Genomic DNA, 24,838 nt, shown 5'->3' on the forward strand with positions numbered 1-24,838 from the left:
GACAACTGACAACTGACAACTGACAACTGACAACTGACAACTGACAACTGACAACTGACAAATTTCACAGCTTAGTGTTTTTTGGCATATGCTTCAGCTTGCTTCCATACTCTTAGTGTATTGCCACTTAGTATTTTTTTTATGTCGCCATCGCTGTAGCCTCTATCCATAAGGCCTTGTACTAAGTTTGGATAACTAGACACATCCTTCAAGCCAATAGGTAACGAATCGCCAACACCGTCGTAATCAGAGCCAATGCCAACATAATCAATGCCAATCAACTCTACAACGTGGTCAATATGATCAAGCACTTGCTCAAGGCTGGCAAAAGGATACGGATTTTTAGCGCGATAAGCCGCATCAAAATCATTACTTAATTTAGTGCCTTGTTTTTTAGCAGACTCTTTTGTACTTTTTAGTTGCTTACCCCATGCACCTGCTTTTGCTGTAACAAAGCTTGAACCAAAGTTAATTTGAATCACACCACCGTTCTTTTTAAGGGCTAATAGCATATCGTCATTCATATTACGCTCAAAACCAGGGGTGTACTTACGCAATGATGAATGTGAGGCAATAACAGGAGTTTTAGACAATTCCATTACCTGATAAAACGCATCATCAGAAATATGCGATACATCTATTAACATCCCCATATTATTCATTGCAGTGACCAGCTCTTTACCAAAGGGGCTTAAGCCTTTCCATTTACGGCGAATATCGTAAGATGAGTCAGAAATATGATTACTTTGTGAGTGTGCAAGAGTGATGTAACGTACGCCACGGTCAAAAAAGTGCTGAAGGTTTTTTAAGTCACCTTCAATAGGGGAGCCGTTTTCCATGCCCATAGCAATAGACAATTTGCCATCTTTAAATTGTTGTTCTATGTCGTTTGTAGAGCTTGCCATTGCAAATTTAGCAGGCGCACGTTGTGCAATGGCTTCCATCCCATCAATTAACTGATTTGCTAATTGATAGCTTTTGCCTTTACCTTCAAACTCTAAATGAGCAGGAATATAAATCGACATAAATGGCGCGTTTAAACCGCCTTTTACTGCACGAGGGTAATCAAAATCGCCGCCATCAGTAGCTTTAGTCACATCCGCCCATTTATCATGAATACGGTAAGGTACATCAATGTGGGTATCGATTAAAATGGTATCGTGAGCAAGCTTGATTGCTTTATCCGAAGGGGTAACTTGCGTAGCGTGTGCCCCTGCAACGGTGAGTGCGATGGCGCTAAGTGCTAGACGTAATTTCATGTTCTTACCTGTTTTATTATAATAATGCTAATGATTGTAACAACAATCGATTCGTCCTGCCTACTATCCGTTTATCCTCTTTTTTAGCCATTAATCACTTATTACCCTTAGGTATCAGATGTAATCGTTATAGTCCTAGTCAACAAAGACTCAGTATGCATCTAAGGCGTACTGCAATTTAAGGGGTATCACTATGCAATTTACTATCAACAATAAGCAGTACAAACTATCTTTAAAACCAACCTTAGCAGTATTATTACTGGGGTTGTCATCAATTAGTTACGCCAATGAAACAGATGATAAAACCGATTTAGTGCTTAAATTTCATGAGGGTTTTTCTGTTGACTTTCAAACAGCCAAAATAAAAGACGTGTTTGATGGTAACGGTGTTGGTATTAATTACCAAGCTTCATTGAGCGAGCTTTCAGAAGACCAGCTTAATGGTAAGGTTGATCTTTATGGGCGTTTGCAGCACCAAATAAATGAAGAGGGTAGCAAATCTAATTTAACTCAAACCGAAATCACCTTAGGGGTTAATTGGGCATATTCAGATAAGACACATTTTTATATCGAAAGCGCATTAATGAAGCAGCAACTTGAAGTTAATAATCGCGTTGGTTCTCAAACATTTAATATTACTCGTCTCGGTGGCAAATATAATTTTTATAAGGATTTTGTGGTGAATGCGGCTCTAGAGCATCGCGATGCGTTAAAAAACGAGACCGGGTATAAGTTGGCACTTGAGACAACCAAGGCAAAATATGCTTTATTTAGCGCGGGTTACCTAAGTGTAGGTAATAATCAATCAATGTTTTTTACTTTAATATCAAAGTTTTGAGTAGCAAACTAACATAGCTTGGGTACAATACTGTGTATTATCAAAGGAGTGTACCCATGCGAACTTATTGGCTTTGTCAGTTTTTAGTTTTTATTAGTATTGTGCTTATAAATTTTGGTTTAGGAGTTGCGTTATTAAATACGTCAATTGAGCACCATGCTAATTTGCTTTTAAGGACTATCTCGCATGCATCTGTATTTGTTTTATTGACACATTTTATCCTTTACACCCTAGGTAACAGGCTATGTGGTAAGTTAAAAATAGCACGACTCAATATTTTTTTGCTAAGTGCATTGTCTATTTTGTTAGCGCTAATGCAGACGCTGAATGTGATTTATTTTACGCCTTTCATTTTACCTGAGATCGCGTCGAGTATGAGCATACAAATGTATGGAGAAACAACCGTAGATTTGAATGAAAAACAGTTTACCGGAATAATCTCAAGCTTTTTAAATGCATTAGTAATGAGTTTAATATGGAGTGGTTGTTACTTAGCTGTTGTATCGCGAAGAGAGAAAAAGCTTATTATGAGCCAGCTGAAAGAGCAGCAACTTGAAAGCCTTAAAAACCAAATAAACCCTCATTTTTTATTCAATACTTTAAATTCAATTCGCGGCATGATTTACCAAGATCAAGATAAAGCTGCTGATATTGTTACTCAGCTTTCGGAGTTATTTAGATATAACCTCACCACAGACTTACAAACCCACGTCAACTTTGATCAAGAGTGGAAGGTATGTGAACATTATTTAGCGATTGAAAAAGTAAGGTTTGGTAAACGGCTTTTAGTAACAATGCAGTGTGATGATTCGTTAAAAAAAGTTGTGTTACCGAGTATGGCTTTGTTAACTTTAATTGAAAACGCCACAAAGCATGGCATTGCTCATTTAGAAGAGGGTGGAGAAATAAAAGTAAATGTAGTCAGCACAGGGGAAACTGTCACGATTACAGTGAGTAACCCTTTTGATGAAACGAAACTTAAGTCCGGCACCAAATTAGGATTACAGAATATTCAATCAAGACTTGAACTAATGTTTGCGCAACGAGGTAAATTACTCATTCAAAAACAGAGCGGTCAGTTTAATGCAACTTTGGAGGTGCCCTATGCTGCATAATAAGCCAACCATAACAGCATTAATTGTTGATGATGAGCTCCTTGCTCGAAATGAGTTAGCCCGGTTATTAAAGCCTTATAAGCACATAGATATAATTGATGAGGCTGAAAATATTAGCCATGCCAATGAATTAATAAAAAAGCATAAGCCTGATGTTGTTTTTCTTGATATTGAAATGCCGGGCGGCACAGGTATTGAGCTTGCAGAGCAGCTTGCAGGTGAGACACCTATTATATTTTGCACAGCCTACAACGAGTTTGCTGTAGATGCCTTTAGTCTTAATGCCGTTGACTATTTACTAAAGCCCATTGTAAAAGAGCGTTTAGAAGGCACCTTAGAAAAGCTGGAAGGGCAACTGACACAGCGCCCTGTTAGTTACTTAGATGATAACTTTAAATTGATGGTTAAATTTTCTGAGAACATGAAAATTATCAAATTGGCAGATATTTTAAGGTTTGAAAGTATTGGTAATCATGCGGCGATCTATACTGCTTTCGGGAAGGCCTATATTCATAGCTCTTTAACTAAAATTGAAGCTCGCTTAAATCCAGGTTACTTTTTACGAGCAAGCCGCAGTGACATAATACGACTAGACGCGATAATAGAACTCGAAGAAACTATTAACTATGGGCTATTAGCAAAGCTCAGTAATGGTGCGCAAGTTGAAATATCTCGTCGTCAAGCAAGTAAATTAAAGCAACAATTAAGCTTTAATTTATAGTTATTGCTGCTGATGTTGCTCTTCACTTTGCATAGCTTTGAACTCGTTTTTTGAAATAATGGTGACCGATTCGTGCAGCTCTGAAAAAAACACCATGGCTTCGCCGCTTTTTAATTGTTGATTTACCTGCGCAACTTTACTTTCAATACTGAACTCTTGCTCGCCATAATCAGTGCCTTCACGCAGTACGTAGCTTTCTATTAAGTTGTATAGTGTGTCTTTATCAAGTTGTTCAAAAGGGATAATCATTACTGCTTGTTACTCGTTTTGTTTATTATGTGTTGGCCAAAATAGCTGGGTACAGCTTTTTCTAACCAAAAAATGGGTTTAAACGGATTACTACCGCTAATAAATCCAACGTGCCCACCTTTTTCAGAGACGCACAGGGTAACATCTTCACTCACATCTTGCTTGCTAGGCACCGCTTTAATCGACAGCATTGGGTCGTCTTTCGCATGAATGATTAAGGTAGGTACAGCAATATGTTTTAAGTAGGGCATAGCACTGGCTTGACGATAATAATCGTGTGCATTCTCAAAGCCATGCAAAGGGGCTGTTATATGGTTATCAAATTCTAATAAATCATTAATGTCCATTAATTCATCAGTTGTAATAGGTATTTGCTGCTTAATTTGAGGCAACTTGCGCTGCATCGATTTTTTCATACGATCGAGCAAATACTTTTGATAAATTTTACCTAAGCTTTTGCGTATTACATCACTTGATGATGATAAATCATACGGTGCTGATATAACGGCTGCTGCATTTAATGGGCATCGCTGGGCTTGCTCACCTAAATATTTTGCTAATACATTACCACCTAACGAAAAGCCAACCGCAAATAAAGGCCTGTTTGGAAACAGTAGTTTTAAGTGATTAATAAAAAAGGCTAAGTCGTCTGTGTCACCACTGTGGTACGCACGGGGAAGGCGGTTTACTTCTGTTGAGCAGTTTCTAAAGTGCATGAGTACAACGGCATACCCTTGCTTTTTTAGCGCTTTCATCATGCCTTTGGCATAAAAGCTATTGATATTGCCTTCAAGGCCATGCAATACAATGGCAAGTGGAGCGTTTTCGTTATGCGGAAGTGACCATGCAAGCTCAATAAAATCACCGTCGGGCGTATCAAGCTGTTCTAATTCGTAGCGAGTATTATGAAAAGGGCGGAAAAAACGCGGCATTATGGTTTGAACGTGACGATTGGTCATCCACCATGCGGGTTTAAACTTATGAGTCATGTTTATACTACACACTTTGCAAAAACGAAGCGTTAGTGTATCAAAAAGAATAAAAAGCGCCTAATTAATAACTAATTAGGCGCTTTGTGCGTCGTGCTTAATTTTTTAATGTTGTCCTTTCAGATCAGCGTCGTGTACTTTTTTCATGAAAAAATACACAAAAAATAGGCATAAACTAATAACGACGCCTAAAAAGCCAAATGATAAAAATAACACTGGGTCGCTAAAAAAATCTCTAAAGAATACGTCCATAATTGCCTCCTGATGTTTATGGGGTAATCATAGTCCGGGGTTGTATTGACATATATGATCCAGATCAAGCTATTTCCTATAGTTACCTAGCAGCAAACTAGAAGTTGATTTGGATCATATTTTGAGCGGAATTTGAAATGATAAAGGTTCAGGTTAAAGGTATTAGATAGTGAAACCTTAAGCAGGGGCTATTTTTCTCCAAAAGCAAAGCGCCTCTAACCCTCTTTGTGATTTATTGGCTTAAATATCTTTTGAACAAAGAGAAAAAGAGAGGTAAATGAGGGCTGGGTAATAAACTACTGAGCCAAACAACCGCTCAATAATTATATTTAAGTAATTTAGTTTGTTTTCCTCTAAAAGCGAAGCGTCTTCTAATCTCTTTGTGAATAAATCACTTAAAGACCTTTTGCACAAAGCGAAGAAATTGAGCAGTGCAATAGGGTATAAAACTCATTGCTTAAGTGGTTTTCACATATAGCTCAATATTGTTTGGCTCTGTATGTTTGACTAATTCAAACTCATTTACTGCTTCAATCAACATATGTTGCTGTTGTTTTTCAAGTTTCAGCTCAGTGTTTAGTAACTCTGCGCGTATTGTGGCGTAATCACTTATTGTATTCTGGTTAGCTTTTAAATAGCTGCGTGTGGCTCGCAGAGGTTGTAATGCGAGAGTATCAAACTCACTAACCACTTTTTGTAAGTGACTTAATTGCGCAGTATTAATACTTAAATTTAACGAATCTAAATAATAAAGTAATAAGCATAAATTTACATTTTTACCTTGCTGGTTTTGTAGTGCCAGCAAGGTTTGTTGTTGCCCAGGCTTTGCATACAAGGTGCATGCAAATTGCCAAAAGTCATCGCAGTTAAGCAAGTTCATCGGCAAAGGCCTGTTCTTTTTCTTCCATTTCTTCAAGCGCCATAAGCAACTCTTCTTCAATGTCGTTAAGTTTAGGCGTAAGCGTGGCTTGCTTAGCTATTAATTCTTTTAATTGGGCTTTGTTTTCATCGTTGTAGAGTTCGTTATCGCCAAGTGCAACCTCCACTTCGCTTAGCTCTGCGGCGTATTTGTCGAGCTGCTTTTCAAGTTTCTCAATTTGCTTTTTAAGCGGTTGAATGGCTTTTCTAAATTCAGCCTCTAAGCGCTTTTGCTCTTTTCGGTTAACCCCTGAGTTTGCTTTTGGCTCATCGGCTTGCTCCGATTTAGTAGCCGCTTTATTAGCATTAAGAAGCCATTGGTAATAATCGTCAAGTTCGTAGCCAAATTGAGTTACTTCGCCGCTGTCTACAAGGTAAAACTCATCGGCGGTGTTTTTCAGCATGTGGCGGTCATGCGACACGGTAACCATAGCGCCTTCAAATCCTTGCAGAGCCATAACAAGTGCATGGCGCATTTCTAAGTCAAGGTGGTTGGTAGGCTCATCGAGAAGCAGTAAATTTGGTTTTTGATATACCAGCATAGCCAGCACTAAACGGGCTTTTTCTCCACCTGAAAACGGGGCTACAGGCTCAAGCGCTTTATCGCCAATAAAGGCAAAGCCGCCTAAAAAGTCACGTAGTGATTGTTCAGTAGCTTTTGGGTTTAAACGTTGTAAATGCGTAATTGCGCTAGCTTTTAAGTCAAGGGATTCAAGCTGGTGCTGTGCAAAATAGCCAATATTAAGGCCTTGGTGCTGAAATACATCCCCTGCTTGTGGTTTTAAGTCGCCGGCAAGTAATTTAATTAATGTGGATTTACCTGCGCCATTTCTACCAAGCAGTGCAATACGGCTGCCAGGTACTAAGTTCAGCTTGATACTATTTAAAATAGTTACGTCGCCATACCCGGCTTGGGCTTTGTCGAGCGTCATAAGTGGGTTTGGTAGCGCTAATGGCTCTGCAAACTCAAAATTAAATGGTGAGTCAGCATGTGCTGGGGCAAGCTTTTCCATACGCTCAAGTGCTTTAACACGGCTTTGCGCCTGTTTAGCTTTACTGGCTTTTGCTTTAAAACGAGTAATAAATTGCTCAAGGTGTGCAATTTGCTCTTGCTGCTTGTCGAACATGGCTTGCTGTTGTAATAAACGCTCTGCTTTTTGGCGTTCGAACTGCGAGTAGTTACCTTTGTATACATTGATAAGTTGTTTATCTATGTGCCAAATTTGATCAACCACGGCATCTAAAAACTCGCGGTCGTGCGATATAAGTACCAGTGTGCCTGTGTAAGCACGTAAAAAGCGTTCAAGCCAATATACGGCATCTAAATCAAGGTGGTTTGTTGGTTCATCGAGCAATAGTAAATCAGCGTTTCGAATAAGTGCTTGGGCAAGGTTTAAACGCATGCGCCACCCCCCCGAAAAGGCGCTCACGGGGTTTTCTATTTGATTATTAGCAAATCCTAACCCATGCAACAGCTCGCCAGCTTGCGATTCAATGCTGTAGCCTTTCATGTTTTCTAGCTGAATATGCACTTTGGCTTGGGTATCACCATCGTTATTTTGTTCTGCTTCTCTGAGCGCAATACGCAGCGCGTAGTATTCAGGGTGCCCTTGCAATACATAATCAATGGCGCTTATTTCGAGGGCAGGGGTTTCTTGTTTAACCGAGGCAATAGACCAATCTTTAGGAATACTGCAATTACCAGCATCAAGTTGCAATTCAGATTTTAGTAAACCAAATAAGGTTGATTTTCCACAGCCATTGGCGCCCACAAGGCCTACTTTGTGCTCTGGAAATAACGTAGCTGATGCATTTTTTAATAAGGCTGTTCCGCCACGAAGGAGTTCTATTTCTGATATTTGAATCATGAATGCGTTACTTTACTGTACCCTTGTTAAGTTGGCGCTATCATACCATAGAACTTAATGCGCTTATCAAGCGTATCAACAAGAGTTGTTATACGATAAAATAGTTGTAGTTCAAACCACAGGAAAAATGTTGTGAGACAAAAGAAGCGATTTATTGCTGGTGCATCGTGCCCTGACTGCAAAGCCATGGATACAATGATGCTTTACAGAGAACATGATGTTGAAAAAGTAGAGTGTGTTGAGTGTGGGCATAAAATGTCACAACCAGAGAACGCTGTTCAGGCATCTACTCGCCAATTTGAGCAAGTCATTGGTGTGTTTAAACCGGGCGACTAACCCGGTTTTTATTGCCTAGGTACACACCTTTTAGTAATGCGGAGGCGGAGGCTCTGGCATATTAGACATCATAGAAGGCGAGGTTTGCGCTTCTTTAATTTTTTCTGCCAGCAGTTCTGTTTGGCGTTTCATTTTAGCTAGCATTTGCTGGTGCACTTTGATCTCATCGTTTAAGATTTCAATCGTTTCATCTTGAAAAGCCACTTTGGCTTCAAGTTCCATTACGCGGTGTTCAATTGTGTTCATTAGTGTCTCGTATAATAAATCGCTCTGCGATACCGCCGGAGCTTTCGGTTAACAACGACTTATCGTTATCTATAAATGCCACATCAAGCACAACGGCCGATTTTGGTTTACTGCCTTCTCGCGGCGTAACTTGCCACGTTTGAATTTTTTCACCGCTTGATATTTGCCATAAATCAACTCGCTTATTAGGCGAACCCGTAGCCAGCAATGTGCCTTGCTCGTTAAAGCGCACCGCGGTAAAAATTTTCTGACGCGCAATATACGCCAGTTTACTCACAAGATCACCTGTAGTCAGTTTCCATACATGTGCTTGTGCCATACTGTCGGCGGTAAATGCAAAGCGACCTTGCGGATCAAGGGTTACTTGAGTAACACGAGTTGGGTGGCTAAAGCGATGAATAACTTGGCCTGTATTGGTATCCCAAAAATAGGCAACGTAGTCGTTAGAGCCGCTTAATGCATAACGTCCATTTGGCGCCAAATCAACGGTGTTAACTTTATCTTGATGGCCTAAAAACTCAATGCGACGTCCGGTTTCAAGGTTTAAAAATACAACCACGCCATCGCTGCGGCCATATAATACACTGCGACCTTGGTTACTAATGGCAATATCTCGAATCGTGGCTTTTTGTATTTTGTAGTAGCCTTTGTTTTCGCCAGTGCTGATATCCCACACTGCGAAAGTTGTTTTTTCTGCGGTAACCGCCACGCTGTTATCAAATGCAATAGCCACGCTGTAAACTAAGTTGTCTTGAGATTGCTGCTGAAACCATTGGTATTTTAAAACGTGCTGTTGATTATCCCACAGTGCGACCCCATGGTTGATAGAAGAGATTAAACTGTACTTTCCATCGTGAGAGAGAGCTGACGAAAATGCACCTTGTGCGGTGTGTTCAAAGCTTTCTACCGATTGATTTTTTTTATCGGTACAAGCAATGGCTAAAAAACAGCTAAAAACGATTAAAAAAGTACGAAATATCGACATCTTACAGGTATTTCCTCTTAACTCTTAGTGACTGAGAGGTTAGACTAGGTACGTTAAATGCCTAGGTTGTTTGTCTAATCACTGGATATATATTTCTAAGTTTAGCTAACAATACAGACTTTAGTTATTAAACAAACAGCCTACCATGTAGGGCGTTAATCTTTAACTAGTAATATTACAATAAATGACAACTGCAAAGTATGTCGGAGATTTAAAATGAAAAAGACGATTAGATTGTCATTGATTGCAGCGTCGGTTTTAGCGCTTACAGCTTGTAATCAAGAAGCAAAAAAAGAGCAAGCTGAAGTAACATTAGACACTGTAGAGCAACAACAAGCATACGGTATTGGTGCTTCTGTAGGTAACTTTTTAAATAAAGACCTAGCAGACAAATCTGAAATTGGCATTGAGCTAGACCAAGCGCTATTAATTCGTGGTTTTGAAGATGCACTTGCTGGCAATGCAAAAATTGACGAAGAAAAAATTCGTGAAGTGTTAACCGCTTTAGATACCTCAGTACGCACTAAGCAAGAAGAAAAAGCGAAAGTTGAATCTGAAAAAAGCAAAGCGGCAGGTGTTCAATACCTAGCTGATAACGCTAAAAAAGAAGGCGTAACAGTAACTGAGTCTGGTCTACAATACGAAGTATTAAGCGAAGGCGAAGGCGAAAAGCCAGCAGCAACAGACGTTGTTAAAGTACATTACAAAGGTACTTTATTAGACGGCACTGAGTTTGATAGCTCATACGCACGTAACGAACCAACTACGTTCCCACTTAATCGCGTAATTGCTGGTTGGACGGAAGGTTTACAACTTATGCCTGTAGGGTCTAAGTACAAGTTTACTATTCCTTCAGAGCTTGCTTACGGCGATCGTGACCTTGGTAAAATTCCAGCTAATTCAACACTTGTTTTTGAAGTGGAATTACTAGAAATTCAAAATGCAGAAGCACCTGCAGAATAAGCCAAGCTTAAAACGTAAAAAGGGACCTTAGGGTCCCTTTTTTAATTCGTGTAACTTAATTAAATCTTAATTTAATCAGTATGATTAGAAAACAGGTTGTCAATCAGTTCATCTTCAAGCTCAAAACGAAGCTCTAATGACTCACCAATAACTGAAAGGTCGTTATCAAACCCTTCTAATAAGTCTTCTTTATTTACTTCAGCGTACTTGTCATTGAAATCAAGTGCGACATCGGTGGTGCCTGAAATACGCGGATAAATTGAGTTTGCAAGCTTTTGGCTCTCTAAGCCCTTTTTTTCACAGGCTTTAGCAATATCATCGTACACTTCAAAATGCCCTGCAGAGAGGTAATCCATAAGCAGTTGGCAAAAAGACTGTATTTGTTCAGGCTCGGGTAGCGCGTGATCTTTTTTATCATAAGGCGCAAACCCTGCAATCTTGCAATACAGTACAATAAGTTCTTGGCGTTCATTAAGCCAGTTATCGATTACTGTATGGCTACCACCCCATTTCTGTTGAGCTTTTTCTACACGCGTCAGCATAACTGTTCTCCTAAGCTGGGTTGGTTTTTAGTTACATTCGTTTTTATGTACATCAAGATATATTTAATTTGCGTGTATATCAACAAGTAATGCAGATGTTGTAAAAGTGCAGAAGAATTATTCGTTGAAAGGCTAAATATTTTATTGCAGGCAAGAAAAAACCACCGGTTAAGGTGGTCTAATTTCTTCAAGTGGCTTGTTATAACAAGCTTTCTTATTTTTATTAAATGATTTTTATTGTTATTATTTAAAACTTTTTATTTTTATTGTTTTAATAATTTATTATTGTTTTTGTTAACGCGGGAAAGACAATACCAAGGTTTTTGTTATGTTGCAAACATATTAACAAAAAGTTTTAAATGTTAGTGTTTTTTGCCTAATTTATAATCAAAATGGATTAAAACCATCAATATTATTGATCTGCTTCTATGTAAAGGCGTTTTCGTCTTTAAGAAATAGAGAGGCGATGAATATGGTGGTACAATCTTGCACAATTTCTATAAGCATTAGGATCATTTACGCCATGAGCGAATTAAAAAACGACCGTTATTTACGTGCACTTGCAAAACAACCTGTTGATGTAACGCCTGTATGGATGATGCGTCAAGCTGGACGTTATTTACCAGAGTACCGTGCTACACGTGCGCAAGCGGGCGATTTTATGAGCCTGTGCCGTAATGCTGAGCTTGCTTGTGAGGTAACACTTCAGCCACTGCGTCGTTACCCATTAGACGCGGCCATTTTGTTCAGCGATATTTTAACGATTCCTGATGCAATGGGTTTAGGTTTGTACTTCGAAACGGGTGAAGGCCCTAAGTTTGAACGTCCTATTTCGTCGCTTGCAGATGTTAAAAAAATACCTAAGCTCGATCCAACTGACGAGCTTGGTTATGTAATGAACGCGGTAAGTACTATCCGTCGTGAACTAAAAGGCGAAGTACCACTTATTGGTTTTTCTGGCTCACCATGGACACTTGCTACCTACATGGTTGAAGGCGGTAGCAGCAAAGTATTTGGTAAAATTAAAAAAATGGCGTTTGCAGAGCCGCAAACACTGCATTTACTGTTAGATAAACTTGCTGATTCAGTAATCGACTACTTAAACGCACAAGTAAAAGCCGGCGCGCAGTCGTTAATGGTATTTGATTCGTGGGGCGGTGTATTAAGCCCGCGCGACTACAACGAGTTTTCACTGCAATACATGCACAAAATTGTTGATGGCCTGATTCGTGAGTACGATGGCCGCAAGGTGCCAGTAACGTTATTTACTAAAAATGGTGGCCAGTGGATAGAAGCAATTGCAGCCACAGGTTGTGATGCAGTAGGCCTAGATTGGACCATTAATATTGGCGATGCTAAACGCCGCGTAGGCGATAAAGTGGCCTTGCAAGGTAACATGGACCCGTCAATGCTTCATGGTACGCCAGATCGTATACGCCAAGAAGTAGGCACTATTTTAGAAGACTTTGGTACAGGCAATGGCCATGTGTTTAACTTAGGTCACGGTATTACGCCAGATGTTGACCCAGAAAATGCCGGTGTATTTATTAATGCTGTGCACGAGCTTAGCGGCCAGTATCACAAATAATTAATGTGTTTTATGCATTAATACTAAAAAGCCCGCTTAACAGCGGGCTTTTTGTTTATACGCTTTAAAGTGCTTACTTAAACAAGCGATTTAAACCATTTAATGCTGCAACCCGATAGGCTTCTGCCATAGTTGGGTAGTTAAATGTGGTATTTACAAAGTAGTCGATATTATTGCCACCATTTTTTTGCTCCATAATGGCTTGGCCAATGTGAACAATTTCAGAGGCACGTTCGCCAAAGCAATGTACCCCAAGTACTTCTTTGGTTTCGGTGTGGAATAATATTTTTAAACTACCTACTTCAGTACCTGCAATCTGCGCGCGTGCAAGGTGTTTAAACTGAGCGCGGCCTACTTCGTAAGGTACTTTAGCCGCGGTTAGTTCTTGCTCTGTTTTGCCCACTGAACTCATTTCTGGAATGGTATAAATACCCGCCGGAATATCAATAATTAACTTATCATCACAGTTACCGCAGGCTATTGCATCAGCTGCAATGCGGCCTTGGTCAAACGCAGCACTAGCTAGGCTTGGATAGCCAATTACATCGCCTACCGCATAAACGTTTTCAATCTCAGTTTGGTAGGTTTCGTTTACTTTAATTTGCCCACGGCCGTCGGCTTTTAAGCCAATGGCTTCAAGGTTAAGTGTATCAGTGTTACCTGTGCGGCCATTCGCAAATAAAATACAGTCAGCTTTCACACGCTTGCCCGATTTTAAATGCATAACAACGCAATCGTCGCGCGTTTCTACACGATCAAACTCTTCGTTGTGACGAATAACAATGCCGCTATTCCAAAAGTGGTAGCTAAGTGCATCAGATATTTCAGCATCCATAAAGGCAAGTAAACGGTCGCGAGTATTCACTAAATCAACTTTAGCGCCTAAACCTTTAAAAATAGAAGCATACTCACAGCCAATAACCCCTGCGCCGTATATAAGAACGCGCTGAGGGTCGTGCTCAAGGCCTAAAATAGTATCGCTCTCGTAAATACGAGAATGGCTAAAATCAACTTCAGGTGGGCGGTAAGGGCGAGAGCCCGTAGCAATAACAATTGTTTTTGCAGTAATGCGCTCGGTTGAACCGTCAAGACGTTTTACTTCAACAGTGTGTTTATCAACAAAGCTCGCATCACCTTGAAACATATGAATGCGATTACGATCGTAAAAGCTGCTACGTAAATTAGACTGCTTAGAAATAACCGAACTTGCGTGACGTAAAATATCAGGGAACGTTAAACGACTCGGGCGTTCACCAATATTAAACAACGGGTTGGCTTTGTATTCAATATAGCGGCTAACCGAGTGACGTAATGCCTTAGAAGGGATAGTTCCCCAATGTACACAACCGCCGCCGACTGTTTCTTGGCGTTCTATAACCGCTACTTTTTTGTTGTTTTTCGAAAGGTTCATGGCGGTGCCTTCACCGCCAGGGCCCGTACCAATAATTATTGCGTCATATTGGAAACTTACGGGTGCTTTTTTCTGTTCTGGTTGTTTGGCCACAGCCACTCCTAAATTAATTAAAAGAGGCTTTTAATAACCTCGCATTAAGTGCTAGCCATGCCTGTTTTTGATTTTCCCAGGCGGCTTCCAGCTCGTGATATTGTGCCATTAAAGCCGAACGTTCACACTGCTTTGCCATATTATTTTTTTTAACTTCTAAAACTTGTTTTTGAAGTGAACAATAAGTCTGCAGTTTTTTCAGCAATAAATCGTATTCTTGTTGTAATAATGTAAGCCTATCTTGCGCTAAAGGCAATTTTGCAACGCGTGTTTGCGTTTTGCTCATAAGCGTATCGGCTTTGGCTTTTTCTATGCGCTCAACCGGTGTGCGCTTTAATTTACTGGCTAAACCAATAGCAGCTAAAGAGCGAATGATCCATTTAGTGGGGTCATAATGAAACCACTTAATCCCATTACGGTAATCACTTGCAAAAATATGATGAAAGTTATGGTAACCCTCGCCATAAGTGAATAACGCTAAAAAGCCATTATCGCGCGCAGTATTTTTTTCAGTGTATGGGCGTGAACCCCAAATATGGGCCACCGAGTTAATAAAAAAGGTAAAGTGTTGGCTTAATACTAAACGCAGTAAACCCGCTAAAATCAGCATACCCCACACATCGCCCACCAATAAACCAAGTACCAATGGTAGGCCAACATTCATGGCAATAACCAGTTTTAGGTAGTGCTTGTGTTGCCACATAACGATTTTATTACGCTGTAAATCACGACAATTACTGTAATCGCCATAGCTATCGCCTTGGTAGTCACGTAACATCCAGCCAATGTGGCTGTACCAAAAGCCATTAGTTGCGGCGTAAGGGTCTTTTATTGGGTCGTCAACTTGGCCATGGTGTATACGGTGATCGCAACTCCAGTGCAGAGCGCTGTTTTGCAACGCAAACGCACCGCCAAGGGCAAAAATAAATTCAATAGCAGGATGAGCATTATACGTTTTATGTGCCCATAAACGGTGGTAACCGGCTGTGATAGATAGACCCGCAAAAAACATGCAGGCTACAAATGCAATCCAATGTGCGCTGGTAAATCCGTAGCTAATGCCATACCAAGGAACAAGTGTGATAGCCGCTAAAAAGGTAAGGCTAAAAAATAGGACGTTTGTCCAGATAATCGGTGGTTTATTCATCATTCTCAATCTCAGCGTACAAGTGTAAGCTAAAATAGTATTTCAAACTCTCGCCGTCAAGTATTAGACTGGGGAATTGAGCTATTATCACTAAATATTAATATAAAATTATTCAGGGAGTTGTTGATGTCGGGTGTTAGAGCGCAACAGAAACAAAAAACACGACAAGCCTTAATTCAGGCGGCATTTAATCAGCTAAGTGCAGATCACAGCTTTTCTAATTTAAGTTTACGCGAAGTAGCCCGCGAAGCTGGCATTGCGCCCACCTCGTTTTATCGCCATTTTAAAGACATGAACGAGCTAGGTTTAACCATGGTAGACGAAGCCGGTTTAACCCTTCGCCAGCTAATGCGCCAAGCCCGCAGACGCATAGCAAACGACGGTGGCAGTGTAATCAACACCTCGGTTGTTACGTTTATGGAATTTATAGACAGCTCAAGCAACCAATTTAGGTTATTACTTCGTGAGCGCTCTGGCACATCTAAGGCATTTAGAGCCGCAGTCGCACGCGAAATCAAACACTTTATTTTAGAGCTTGCCCACTACTTAGAAAGCGAAACCAAGTGCGACGCCATGCACGCCTACATTCAATCAGAAGCCATGGTAACACTGGTATTTAATGCCGGCGCAGAGGCGCTAGATATAGAAGGCCAACAACTTGACGAACTTGTTGAGCGTGTTATTTGGCAGCTGCGTTACATAACGCGTGGTGCAACCCATTATGTAAGAGAAACAAATAAAGTAACTTAGCCTAAAAAATAGTAAAAAGTTAATATAAGCAGAGCAGCTTGTTTAGGTTGTATATTTAAGCGTTATTTTGACTTTTTTTGATATTTAAATCCTGAAATTAAAAATTTTTTAAATAATAAAACCTAAAATAATGTGGGTTTAAGTTATTTTTTGGAATTTTTATGCTTGCGCCCCTTGCGTTGTAATGTTAAAAATAGGCCTCACTGAACACACACACAAGAAACAAGATGCAAAATATTCGTTTAATTACACTAAAACTTAACCTCTTACTGCTATGGCAAGTAAGCGGGGATTAGTGTGTTTGCATTGAGTTGAACATTAAAAACCCCGCAATTGCGGGGTTTTTTTTATCTCGCGGCTGGGATAAATTGAAATTTGGGTAATCGAGGAATGAGGGGCAGTTATGCAAGACAAAGATAAAGTATGGATTTTTGATACCACCTTACGTGATGGCGAGCAGGCACTTAAAGCAAGCCTTACAGAAGACGATAAAATTCAGTTAGCGCATACTATCAGCCGCTTGAATGTTGATGTGATGGAAGTGGGTTTTCCAGTTTCGAGCCCTGCTGATTTTCGCTCGGTACAGCGTATTGCAACCGAAGTAAAAGGCCCGATTATTTGTGGTTTAGCACGCTCTGTTGCTAAAGACATTGAAGCCTGTGGCGAAGCACTTCGCACAGCACAGCAAAGCCGAATTCATACTTTTATTGCCACAAGCCCTTTACACCTTGAACATAAATTACGCATGAGCCTAGATGATGCAACGGCCATGGCGGTTAAATCAATTAAATTAGCGCGCAACTACACAGACGATGTGGAGTTTTCGTGTGAAGATGCAGGGCGCACGCCGCACTGGGATTTATGTAAAATTGTTGAGCAGGCCATTAACGCAGGTGCCTCTACTATTAATTTACCCGACACCGTTGGCTTTGTAACGCCAGATGAATACGCCGCGATGATCCGCCATTTAATGAATAATGTGCCGAACATAGATAAAGCGCGTTTAAGTGTACATTGTCATAATGATTTAGGTTTAGCTGTAGCTAACTCGGTCGCCGCGGTACAAGCGGGTGCTCGCCAAATTGAATGTACAATAAATGGTATTGGTGAGCGTGCGGGTAACTGTTCGCTTGAAGAAGTCGCAATGATCATGAAAATGCGCAAAGACCACTTAAAAGTTCACACCGATATTAAAAGCGAAGAAATTTATCGCGCATCTCGCCAAGTGGCAAAAATTTGTAATATGCCAGTACAGCCAAATAAAGCCATTGTGGGCGAAAATGCCTTTGCACATAGCTCGGGTATTCACCAAGATGGCGTATTAAAAGCACAAAATACGTACGAAATCATGTCGCCAGAAAGCGTTGGCGTACCAAACAACCAATTAAACATGACCTCGCGTTCGGGCCGTCATGTTATTGAGCACCGTTTAGAAGAGTTAGGGTATCAAAAAGCGGATTACGATATGGACAGTTTATACGAAAGCTTTTTAGCGTTAGCCGATCAAAAAGGCACGGTATACGACTACGACCTTGAAGCCATGATTTACTTAAATCAAATTAACGACAAAGACGAAAAATACCAGTTAGAGTTTGTAAACTCAGCGTCTAACTCACAGTCGGTAGCCAGCTCAACTATTGGTATGGTGATTGATGGCGAAGTTAAACAAGAAGCCGCAACAGGTAATGGCCCAGTAGAGGCGTCGTTTGCAGCTATTGAGCGCTTAACTGGTATGAGCGTTGAAATGATTGAATATAACTTAGAAGCAACAGGCCAAGGTGCAAGCTCATTAGGCCAAGTAAACATTATTGCTAAATACGATGGCCGCCCTTACCACGGTGCGGGCATTGCAGCGGATGTGGTAGAAGCGTCGGTACGCGCCATGATCCGTGTTTACAACTTAATTTATCGTGCACAAAAAGTGTCTGATTTAAAACAACAAAGGAAAGCAGGATGAGTAAAACAAACTACAGCGTTGCCGTATTAGCAGGCGACGGTATTGGCCCAGAAGTAATGGCAGCAGCAGAGCAAGTACTTGATGCTGTAAGCAATAAGTTTGGTTTTACTCTAAACCGCGAGCATCATGCTATTGGTGGTGCAGCCATTGATGAATTTGGTGAAGCATTACCACCAAAAACACTAAGCGCGTGTGAAAACGCTGATGCTATTTTATTTGGCTCAGTAGGTGGGCCTAAGTGGGAAAACCTTCCACCAAACGAGCAACCTGAGCGTGCATCGCTTTTACCGCTTCGTAAGCACTTTGGTTTGTTTTGTAACTTACGCCCAGCACAGTTATTACCAGCATTAAGTGCAGCGTCGCCATTACGTGCCGATATTAGCGAAAAAGGCTTTGATATTTTATGCGTACGCGAGCTTACCGGCGGCATTTACTTTGGTGAAAAAGGGCGAGGTGGCGAAGGCGAAGAAGAGTTTGCCTTTGATACGCAAAACTACTCGCGTAAAGAAATTGAACGCATTGCCCGCTTTGCTTTTGAAGCAGCAAAATTACGTAGTAACCATGTTACCTCTGTTGATAAAGCCAACGTACTTGCATCAAGCGTATTATGGCGCGAAGTAGTCACCGAAGTAAGTAAAGACTACCCAGAAGTAAGCCTAGATTATATATACGTAGATAACGCAGCTATGCAGTTAGTTAAACAGCCTAGCCAGTTTGACGTGCTACTTTGCGATAACTTATTTGGTGATATTTTGTCAGATGAGTGTGCGATGATCACAGGCTCAATGGGCTTATTACCATCGGCAAGCTTAAATCAATCGGGCTTTGGTTTGTATGAGCCAGCCGGTGGCTCAGCGCCAGATATTGCAGGTAAAGGCGTTGCAAACCCAATAGCACAAATTTTAAGTGCTGCACTGATGCTGCGTTACTCATTAGGGCAAGACGAAGCAGCACGCACCATTGAAAAAGCCGTAGCCGAAGCCGTAGAAGCAGGCGTTGGCACGCCAGATATCTACCCACAAGGTGGATACAGCACAAGCGATGTGGCAGCAGCCATCGTTTCACGTATTTAATTATTAAAGGCGCAGCACCGTTATGCTGCGACTTAACAAAGTAGGGAATTAGCAAGTGGCCCAAACGTTATACGACAAAATTTGGCAAGCACATACCGTTGCCAGCATAAACGAGCAAACTGATTTACTTTATATTGACCGTCATTTAGTTCACGAGGTGACATCACCACAGGCTTTTGCTGGCCTTCGTGAAAAAAACCGCACGGTGCGTTGCCCAGAAAAAACCTTTGCAACGATGGATCATAATGTATCGACTAAAAGCCGATCACTTGATGCTGCAAGCGAAGTCTCTAAAAACCAGTTAATGGCGCTAGATGCGAACTGTAAAGAGTTTGGCATTGTACTTTACGATTTAAACTCAATTAACCAAGGTATTGTGCATGTAATGGGCCCAGAGCAAGGTATTACGCTGCCTGGCACTACCATTGTATGTGGTGATAGCCATACTTCTACGCATGGTGCGTTTGGCGCATTAGCACATGGTATTGGTACGTCTGAGGTTGAGCACGTATTAGCTACGCAAACACTACAGCAAAAAAAGGCAAAGTCGTTAAAAATTCAAATTAACGGTGTGCTTCGCCCAACTGTCACCTCTAAAGATTTAATTATGGCGGTTATAGGCAAGTTAGGTACCGCTGGTGGTACAGGCTATGTTGCTGAATTTTGTGGTGAAGGCATTGAAGCACTTTCAATGGAAGCCCGTATGACGCTATGTAACATGAGTATTGAAATGGGTGCAAAAGCAGGTTTAATAGCACCAGATCAAATTACGTATGATTACTTAAAAGGTCGTCCGTTTGCGCCAAAAGGCGCTGATTTTGACGCAGCCGTTGAATACTGGGAAACCCTAAAAACAGATGACGGTGCACACTTTGATTTAGTTGTTGAGCTTGAAGCTAACGACATTCAGCCGCAAATTACGTGGGGCACAAGCCCAGAGCAAGTCATTGGCGTTGATGAATGCATACCAGATCCAGACCAAGAGCCAGATTTAATTAAAGCCGACGCTATTCGCAGCGCACTTAGATACATGGATTTAAAAGCGGGCGATAAATTATCAAGCGCGAAAGTAGATACAGTCTTTATTGGCTCATGTACAAATAGCCGTATTGAAGATTTACGTGCCGCGGCAAAAATTGTTGAAGGCAAGCAAGTAGTAGCAGGCATTGAAGCACTTATCGTACCGGGCTCTGGCCTTGTTAAAAAGCAAGCAGAAGACGAAGGCTTAGCCGATATTTTTAAAGCGGCAGGTTTTGAGTGGCGCGAGCCGGGTTGCTCAATGTGTTTAGCAATGAACGACGACCGCTTAGAAGCAGGCAAACGCTGTGCATCTACGTCTAACCGTAACTTTGAAGGTCGCCAAGGTCGTGGCGGACGTACACATTTAGTAAGCCCTGCAATGGCGGCAGCCGCTGCAATACATGGTCACTTTGTTGATATAAGAGGAGAAGCCTAATGAGCGTATTTTTTAGTGGCTTAATGGCCCCACTTGATAAAAACAATGTAGATACAGATCAAATTATTCCTAAGCAGTTTTTAACATCAACTAGCCGTGATGGTTTTGATGCAGCACTGTTTTACGATTGGCGTTACCTAGAAAACGGCGAACCAAATCCTGATTTTATTTTAAACCGCCCATGCTACCAAGGCGCACAAATATTATTAACGCGCGATAACTTTGGTTGTGGCTCATCACGTGAGCATGCACCATGGGCGCTTAAGCAATATGGTTTTGAAGTAATTTTAGCGGAAAGCTTTGCTGATATTTTCTTTAATAACTGTGGCAACAACCAAATGCTAGCCATTGCGCTACCCGCTGATACGCTTGAGCAATTGTTTGTACTTAGCGAGCAACACGACGATATAAACATTCAAATCGATCTTGAAAACCAAACACTAACAAGCGATAAGTTTGCGCCAATTAGTTTTGATATTCGTAAAGACGTAAAAGAGCGTTTATTAAGTGGCTTAGATTTTATTGGTGTGACCGAAACGCTAAATCCACAAATTGATGCGTTTGAAAAACAACTAGCAGCTGAGCGCCCTTGGCAGTAACGAAAAGCAATTAATTACATATGAAAACAAAGCGCGGCTGAGTATATAAGCCGCGCTTTTTTTATGTTTAAGTTTTCTAATTATTAATGTCTAAAATCTGCCATTAGCGCAGGTATGCCTGGCAACATACCAACAATAGCCATAACGGTAGTTAAAATAACAAACATAATTAGCGGAATAACCCAGCGGCTCATTTTAGTTAAATTAGCACTGCGCTCTTTACAGCCAATTAAGCCTAAGTTATCAAGCAGCATAGTTAGAGACCAACCAAAAGCAGGGTTAACCAAGCTTGACGCAAACACAACAATAGCGGCCGATTGCGTTGTCTTACCTTCGCGTGTCATTTCCATACCCGCCTCAAGCAGCGGAATAAACACACCTACAATAAGCGCAACACACAGCACAGGTTGCCAAATGGCTAAATCCATCGGGTAGCCCCATAAACCCGCAATAATACAAAATACGGCTGTTAAAATGGCGCCTGCCGGAATAGGGCGTTTAGCAATAGCGGCAGGGACAATGTAAGTCCCCCACGATGAGGTAAAGTTAGCACCACCGGCCAGCGAGCCAAAGGTTTGTCTAACCGATGCGCTTAGCATGGTGTCGTCTATGTTCATTTGAACTTTTTCAGTGCGTTGCGGGTAACTAATTTTTTGAAATACTTGATGCCCTAAAAAATCCGGTGACCACATAGCCACAGCTAATACCGCAAATGGCAGAACAACCACAAAGCTTTCAAGCGTTGGTAGGCCCAGCATCCAACCTGTGTTTTCGCCCCACCAATAAGCTGGGTTCATATTTGGTAAGCCCGGCGCGGTATTAAATTCAAACGGCGCACCGAGTGCAAATGCAACCACACCGCCAATAAGGCAGCTAAGCGGCACCGCTAGCCAGCGCTTTTTAAAGTGCTCAAGTAACGCATACAATAAAATGGTCGCCAAAATAACAATAAATGCAATGTGCGCCATATCAATGGCCTCAGCCCATGCAAACAGCTTTTTAACCTGCGAAATAGTACCAATAAAGCCTAAATATATAAGTAATCCCCCACACACGCCTTTACTCGTTAAGCGTGCCAGCAAGCTCCCTCCTTTGGTTATGGCTAAAATAAAGCCAAAGGCACCAATGAGTAAGCCAAACGCCATAGGGTGGCCGCCAGCGGCAACCACAATAGGAATTAACGGGATAAGTGGGCCGTGAGTACCGGCTAAGTTAGCCGTGGGTAAAATAAAGCCCGAAAACAAAATAATAAAAATAGAAACAATGAGTAATTCATAGCGTACGTTTTCTAACACAAACGCATCACTTAAACCCAGTGGCGCTGCAAAAGTAGCGGCAATAGCCCCCACCATAACGACTTTACCAATGGTGCCCGCCATGGCTGGAATCGTGTCTTCAAATTCAAAGCGGTAGTCTCTAAAAGGTAAATTAGGTCTCCAGCGCTTAGGCTGCATAATTTGCAGCTCGTGCTCTAGGTATTCGTCGCGGGTATTAAACTCTGAACTGGGTTTATGGTTGTTTTGATAGCTGTTGGTATTGTCGTGCAATGTATTTTTGTGATCTGAGTTGTGACCCTTTGGGGTTACTGACATAGTCCCTCCTGTTACTCGTTGCTTATTTACTAATACGGCTTTTGTTAAAGCAAATGAATAGTGAAGGGGCAGGGTAGATCAGCTTTTACTCAGGAATGTATAGGCAAAAGGTCGTGTATGGAGAAAAAGGAAGTCAATATACTAACAATCATTTATGTATAGTTAAAAACAATCAATAAAATTCATTGTTAATCAGTTTGTTATGTTTTTTCTGTATAGGGTGAAAGTAAATTTATTGCAGCTTTTTACAATATAAGCCATTAGTCTAATAACAAAGAGATTACTTATATTCAGCTGTTTTTAGCCACTTGTCGCAGCTATTTCCTATTATTAACTTAAACCGCTATGGTATTAAAAAACTATTATAAGAGTACTTTATGAAATTATTAACGGCAGTAACGTTATTACTTGCTTCATCAGCCGCTATTGCGCGCCCTGCGCCTTTGGTATCTATACCGACACACGATGCGTTTTTTAAAAATATTGCAGCGCACTGTGGTAAAGCGTTTGAGGGCAAAGTAAGTGTAGATAACGCAAAAGGCCCAAGCTCATTTGATAATAAAAAGTTAGTTATGCATGTACGTAAATGTACTGATAGCGAGCTACAAGTGCCATTTCATGTGGGTGATGATGCATCGCGTACGTGGATCATTACAAAAACAGGCAGTGGTTTGAGCTTAAAACACGATCATCGCCATGAAGATGGCACTGACGATGCTTCAACCATGTATGGCGGTCATACACTTGATGCGGGTTATGCACAAATGCAGTCGTTTCCTGCTGATCAATATTCTAAAGAGTTATTTGTAGCACAAGGTATTGCACAGTCGGCAGGGAATACATGGCAAATGTATATTTACCCTGAGGTATTCACTTACCGTTTAATTCGTCAAGGGCGCGAATTTAAAGTGGATTTTGATTTAACTAAACCTATTACGCCACCCGCTGCACCATGGGGATACGAAGAGTAAGCTTATTGTTCAGGCTCTTCGCATTGCAATAAAACCGTTAAAGATGGTTGATAGGCACGTGGCTTAGTAGGAAAACGTTCGTATTCTTGCACGCCTTCAAGCACTTTTAACATAAAGGTATTACCACGGCACAACCTGTCTGCATGGCGAAGTAAAAACATACTTTGATTGGCAAAATGCTTATAGTCGTCTGATTGTATTTCTATTTTATAATTGCTGTCGTCAATTTTGGTTTGGTAGTAATGCACTTTATTATCAAAGTCATATGATTTTTCTTTTTCGACGGTGTCGGCCTGCGCAGTGCCTATACTCGAAAGGCCCACCAGTACGCAACTAATGATAAAGCGCGGTGAAAATAACCCTTTCATAAAATGTATCCTTTAATTTGCGAACTTAATACCCATTAAATACTCATATAAGTTCGATTTATGTACGTTAAGTCTAACACCCAAAAGAGATAATGTGATGTTCAAACAAATAAAACAGCTTTTTACAGCATTCGATGATCCAGCGCCGAGTATAGAGCCGCACGATTTAAAAACAGCGGTAGCAGCGTTGCTAATCGAAGTCATGCGTGCCGATACTAAGCTTGACCATAATGAACAACACACCCTGACTGTAACCTTAAAAAAATACTTTAATTTAACAGATTCAGAGGTTGAAGAGCTCACCACCAATGCTACAAGTAGTTTAGATGGTGCAATTGATTACTTTCAGTTTTCAAAGCAGATTAATGAACATTGCAGTGCAGCCGAGCGCATCGAAATAATAGAATTGCTGTGGCGTTTAGCCTATGCAGACGGTGAAATAGACCCTCAAGAAGAGTACGTAATACGTAAAATAGCGGGTCTATTATATGTAACGCATGTTGATTTTATCGCCGCAAAAATAGCGGCGACAAAGCAAAAGTAAAGCGTATA

General features: G+C 41.0%; 25 protein-coding genes. 13 read left to right on the forward strand and 12 right to left on the reverse strand.

Annotation, left to right across the window (positions count from 1 at the left end):
- Positions 1-71: 71 nt before the first annotated feature.
- Positions 72-1,259, reverse strand: coding sequence for a dipeptidase (locus ACFI34_RS14940; protein WP_462674074.1), 1,188 nt, complete (start codon positions 1,257-1,259; stop codon positions 72-74).
- A gap of 193 nt (positions 1,260-1,452) precedes the next feature.
- Between ACFI34_RS14940 and ACFI34_RS14945 the strand changes: the two genes are divergently transcribed.
- From ACFI34_RS14945 to ACFI34_RS14955, 3 genes are read left to right on the forward strand one after another with little or no spacing between them, the layout of a single operon-like run.
- Entirely contained in the window at positions 1,453-2,097 is a 645-nt protein-coding gene (locus ACFI34_RS14945; RefSeq protein WP_462674075.1) for a hypothetical protein, read from the forward strand.
- 56 nt (positions 2,098-2,153) lie between these two features.
- Positions 2,154-3,212 (forward strand): sensor histidine kinase, encoded by a 1,059-nt coding sequence (locus ACFI34_RS14950; protein ID WP_462674076.1) that lies wholly within the window; start codon positions 2,154-2,156, stop codon positions 3,210-3,212.
- Positions 3,202-3,933, forward strand: a complete 732-nt coding sequence (locus tag ACFI34_RS14955; RefSeq protein WP_462674077.1) for a LytR/AlgR family response regulator transcription factor — start codon at positions 3,202-3,204, stop codon at positions 3,931-3,933. The genes ACFI34_RS14950 and ACFI34_RS14955 overlap by 11 nt, the downstream gene beginning before the upstream one ends.
- Here ACFI34_RS14955 and ACFI34_RS14960 read toward each other — a convergent pair whose 3' ends face one another.
- From ACFI34_RS14960 to ACFI34_RS14975, 4 genes are all read right to left on the reverse strand, one after another.
- A complete protein-coding gene (locus ACFI34_RS14960) occupies positions 3,934-4,182 on the reverse strand; it encodes a YheU family protein (protein ID WP_462674078.1) in 249 nt (82 codons plus the stop codon).
- A complete protein-coding gene (locus ACFI34_RS14965) occupies positions 4,182-5,171 on the reverse strand; it encodes a hydrolase (protein WP_462674079.1) in 990 nt (329 codons plus the stop codon). The genes ACFI34_RS14960 and ACFI34_RS14965 overlap by 1 nt, the downstream gene beginning before the upstream one ends.
- Positions 5,172-5,880: 709 nt before the next feature.
- On the reverse strand, positions 5,881-6,303 hold the full coding sequence (locus ACFI34_RS14970) for a TIGR02444 family protein (RefSeq protein ID WP_462674080.1): 423 nt from the start codon (positions 6,301-6,303) through the stop codon (positions 5,881-5,883).
- Entirely contained in the window at positions 6,290-8,209 is a 1,920-nt protein-coding gene (locus ACFI34_RS14975) for an ATP-binding cassette domain-containing protein (RefSeq protein ID WP_462674081.1), read from the reverse strand. Before ACFI34_RS14975 ends, ACFI34_RS14970 begins: the two co-directional genes overlap by 14 nt.
- A 132-nt stretch (positions 8,210-8,341) precedes the next feature.
- Between ACFI34_RS14975 and ACFI34_RS14980 the strand changes: the two genes are divergently transcribed.
- Positions 8,342-8,545 (forward strand): YheV family putative zinc ribbon protein, encoded by a 204-nt coding sequence (locus ACFI34_RS14980; RefSeq protein WP_010557786.1) that lies wholly within the window; start codon positions 8,342-8,344, stop codon positions 8,543-8,545.
- Between the two features lie 30 nt (positions 8,546-8,575).
- Here ACFI34_RS14980 and ACFI34_RS14985 read toward each other — a convergent pair whose 3' ends face one another.
- Entirely contained in the window at positions 8,576-8,791 is a 216-nt protein-coding gene (locus ACFI34_RS14985) for a SlyX family protein (protein WP_006793743.1), read from the reverse strand.
- Positions 8,778-9,776, reverse strand: coding sequence for a WD40 repeat domain-containing protein (locus ACFI34_RS14990; protein ID WP_462674082.1), 999 nt, complete (start codon positions 9,774-9,776; stop codon positions 8,778-8,780). The genes ACFI34_RS14985 and ACFI34_RS14990 overlap by 14 nt, the downstream gene beginning before the upstream one ends.
- Before the next feature lie 216 nt (positions 9,777-9,992).
- On the opposite strand from ACFI34_RS14990, the gene fkpA reads away from it, so the two are divergent.
- Positions 9,993-10,739 (forward strand): FKBP-type peptidyl-prolyl cis-trans isomerase, encoded by a 747-nt coding sequence (gene fkpA / locus ACFI34_RS14995; protein WP_008126756.1) that lies wholly within the window; start codon positions 9,993-9,995, stop codon positions 10,737-10,739.
- 71 nt (positions 10,740-10,810) lie between these two features.
- On the opposite strand, the gene ACFI34_RS15000 is transcribed toward fkpA, so the two are convergent.
- Positions 10,811-11,281, reverse strand: a complete 471-nt coding sequence (locus tag ACFI34_RS15000) for an Rsd/AlgQ family anti-sigma factor (protein ID WP_006793746.1) — start codon at positions 11,279-11,281, stop codon at positions 10,811-10,813.
- A 523-nt stretch (positions 11,282-11,804) separates the two neighbouring features.
- On the opposite strand from ACFI34_RS15000, the gene hemE reads away from it, so the two are divergent.
- Entirely contained in the window at positions 11,805-12,869 is a 1,065-nt protein-coding gene (gene hemE / locus ACFI34_RS15005; protein ID WP_008126752.1) for a uroporphyrinogen decarboxylase, read from the forward strand.
- A 73-nt stretch (positions 12,870-12,942) separates the two neighbouring features.
- Here the strand turns inward: hemE and sthA are convergent, their stop codons facing one another.
- Together sthA and ACFI34_RS15015 are read right to left on the reverse strand one after the other, a co-directional pair.
- The gene (gene sthA, locus ACFI34_RS15010; protein ID WP_138527405.1) at positions 12,943-14,373 is read right to left on the reverse strand and encodes a Si-specific NAD(P)(+) transhydrogenase; all 1,431 of its coding nucleotides are present in this window, start codon (positions 14,371-14,373) and stop codon (positions 12,943-12,945) included.
- Between the two features lie 13 nt (positions 14,374-14,386).
- Positions 14,387-15,520: an acyl-CoA desaturase gene (locus ACFI34_RS15015; RefSeq protein ID WP_462674142.1), complete on the reverse strand. Its 1,134-nt coding sequence runs from the start codon at positions 15,518-15,520 to the stop codon at positions 14,387-14,389.
- Between the two features lie 126 nt (positions 15,521-15,646).
- On the opposite strand from ACFI34_RS15015, the gene fabR reads away from it, so the two are divergent.
- From fabR to leuD, 5 genes are all read left to right on the forward strand, one after another.
- Positions 15,647-16,270 (forward strand): HTH-type transcriptional repressor FabR, encoded by a 624-nt coding sequence (fabR, locus tag ACFI34_RS15020; protein WP_058403645.1) that lies wholly within the window; start codon positions 15,647-15,649, stop codon positions 16,268-16,270.
- A gap of 403 nt (positions 16,271-16,673) precedes the next feature.
- On the forward strand, positions 16,674-18,227 hold the full coding sequence (leuA, locus tag ACFI34_RS15025; RefSeq protein ID WP_010557777.1) for a 2-isopropylmalate synthase: 1,554 nt from the start codon (positions 16,674-16,676) through the stop codon (positions 18,225-18,227).
- Positions 18,224-19,300: a 3-isopropylmalate dehydrogenase gene (leuB, locus tag ACFI34_RS15030; protein WP_006793757.1), complete on the forward strand. Its 1,077-nt coding sequence runs from the start codon at positions 18,224-18,226 to the stop codon at positions 19,298-19,300. Before leuA ends, leuB begins: the two co-directional genes overlap by 4 nt.
- A 55-nt stretch (positions 19,301-19,355) precedes the next feature.
- Positions 19,356-20,756, forward strand: a complete 1,401-nt coding sequence (gene leuC, locus ACFI34_RS15035; RefSeq protein ID WP_462674083.1) for a 3-isopropylmalate dehydratase large subunit — start codon at positions 19,356-19,358, stop codon at positions 20,754-20,756.
- Positions 20,756-21,355 carry a 3-isopropylmalate dehydratase small subunit gene (leuD, locus tag ACFI34_RS15040; protein ID WP_004589386.1) on the forward strand — a complete coding sequence of 200 codons (600 nt, stop codon included), beginning with the start codon at positions 20,756-20,758 and terminating at the stop codon, positions 21,353-21,355. The genes leuC and leuD overlap by 1 nt, the downstream gene beginning before the upstream one ends.
- Before the next feature lie 83 nt (positions 21,356-21,438).
- Here the strand turns inward: leuD and ACFI34_RS15045 are convergent, their stop codons facing one another.
- Positions 21,439-22,947, reverse strand: coding sequence for a DUF3360 family protein (locus ACFI34_RS15045; RefSeq protein WP_462674084.1), 1,509 nt, complete (start codon positions 22,945-22,947; stop codon positions 21,439-21,441).
- Between the two features lie 377 nt (positions 22,948-23,324).
- Between ACFI34_RS15045 and ACFI34_RS15050 the strand changes: the two genes are divergently transcribed.
- On the forward strand, positions 23,325-23,918 hold the full coding sequence (locus tag ACFI34_RS15050) for a hypothetical protein (RefSeq protein WP_462674085.1): 594 nt from the start codon (positions 23,325-23,327) through the stop codon (positions 23,916-23,918).
- Between the two features lie 2 nt (positions 23,919-23,920).
- Here ACFI34_RS15050 and ACFI34_RS15055 read toward each other — a convergent pair whose 3' ends face one another.
- On the reverse strand, positions 23,921-24,286 hold the full coding sequence (locus ACFI34_RS15055) for a hypothetical protein (RefSeq protein WP_462674086.1): 366 nt from the start codon (positions 24,284-24,286) through the stop codon (positions 23,921-23,923).
- A 97-nt stretch (positions 24,287-24,383) separates the two neighbouring features.
- Between ACFI34_RS15055 and ACFI34_RS15060 the strand changes: the two genes are divergently transcribed.
- Positions 24,384-24,830, forward strand: coding sequence for a tellurite resistance TerB family protein (locus ACFI34_RS15060; protein WP_462674087.1), 447 nt, complete (start codon positions 24,384-24,386; stop codon positions 24,828-24,830).
- Positions 24,831-24,838 lie beyond the last annotated feature (8 nt).

Source organism: Pseudoalteromonas sp. PSi26, from assembly GCF_054960575.1.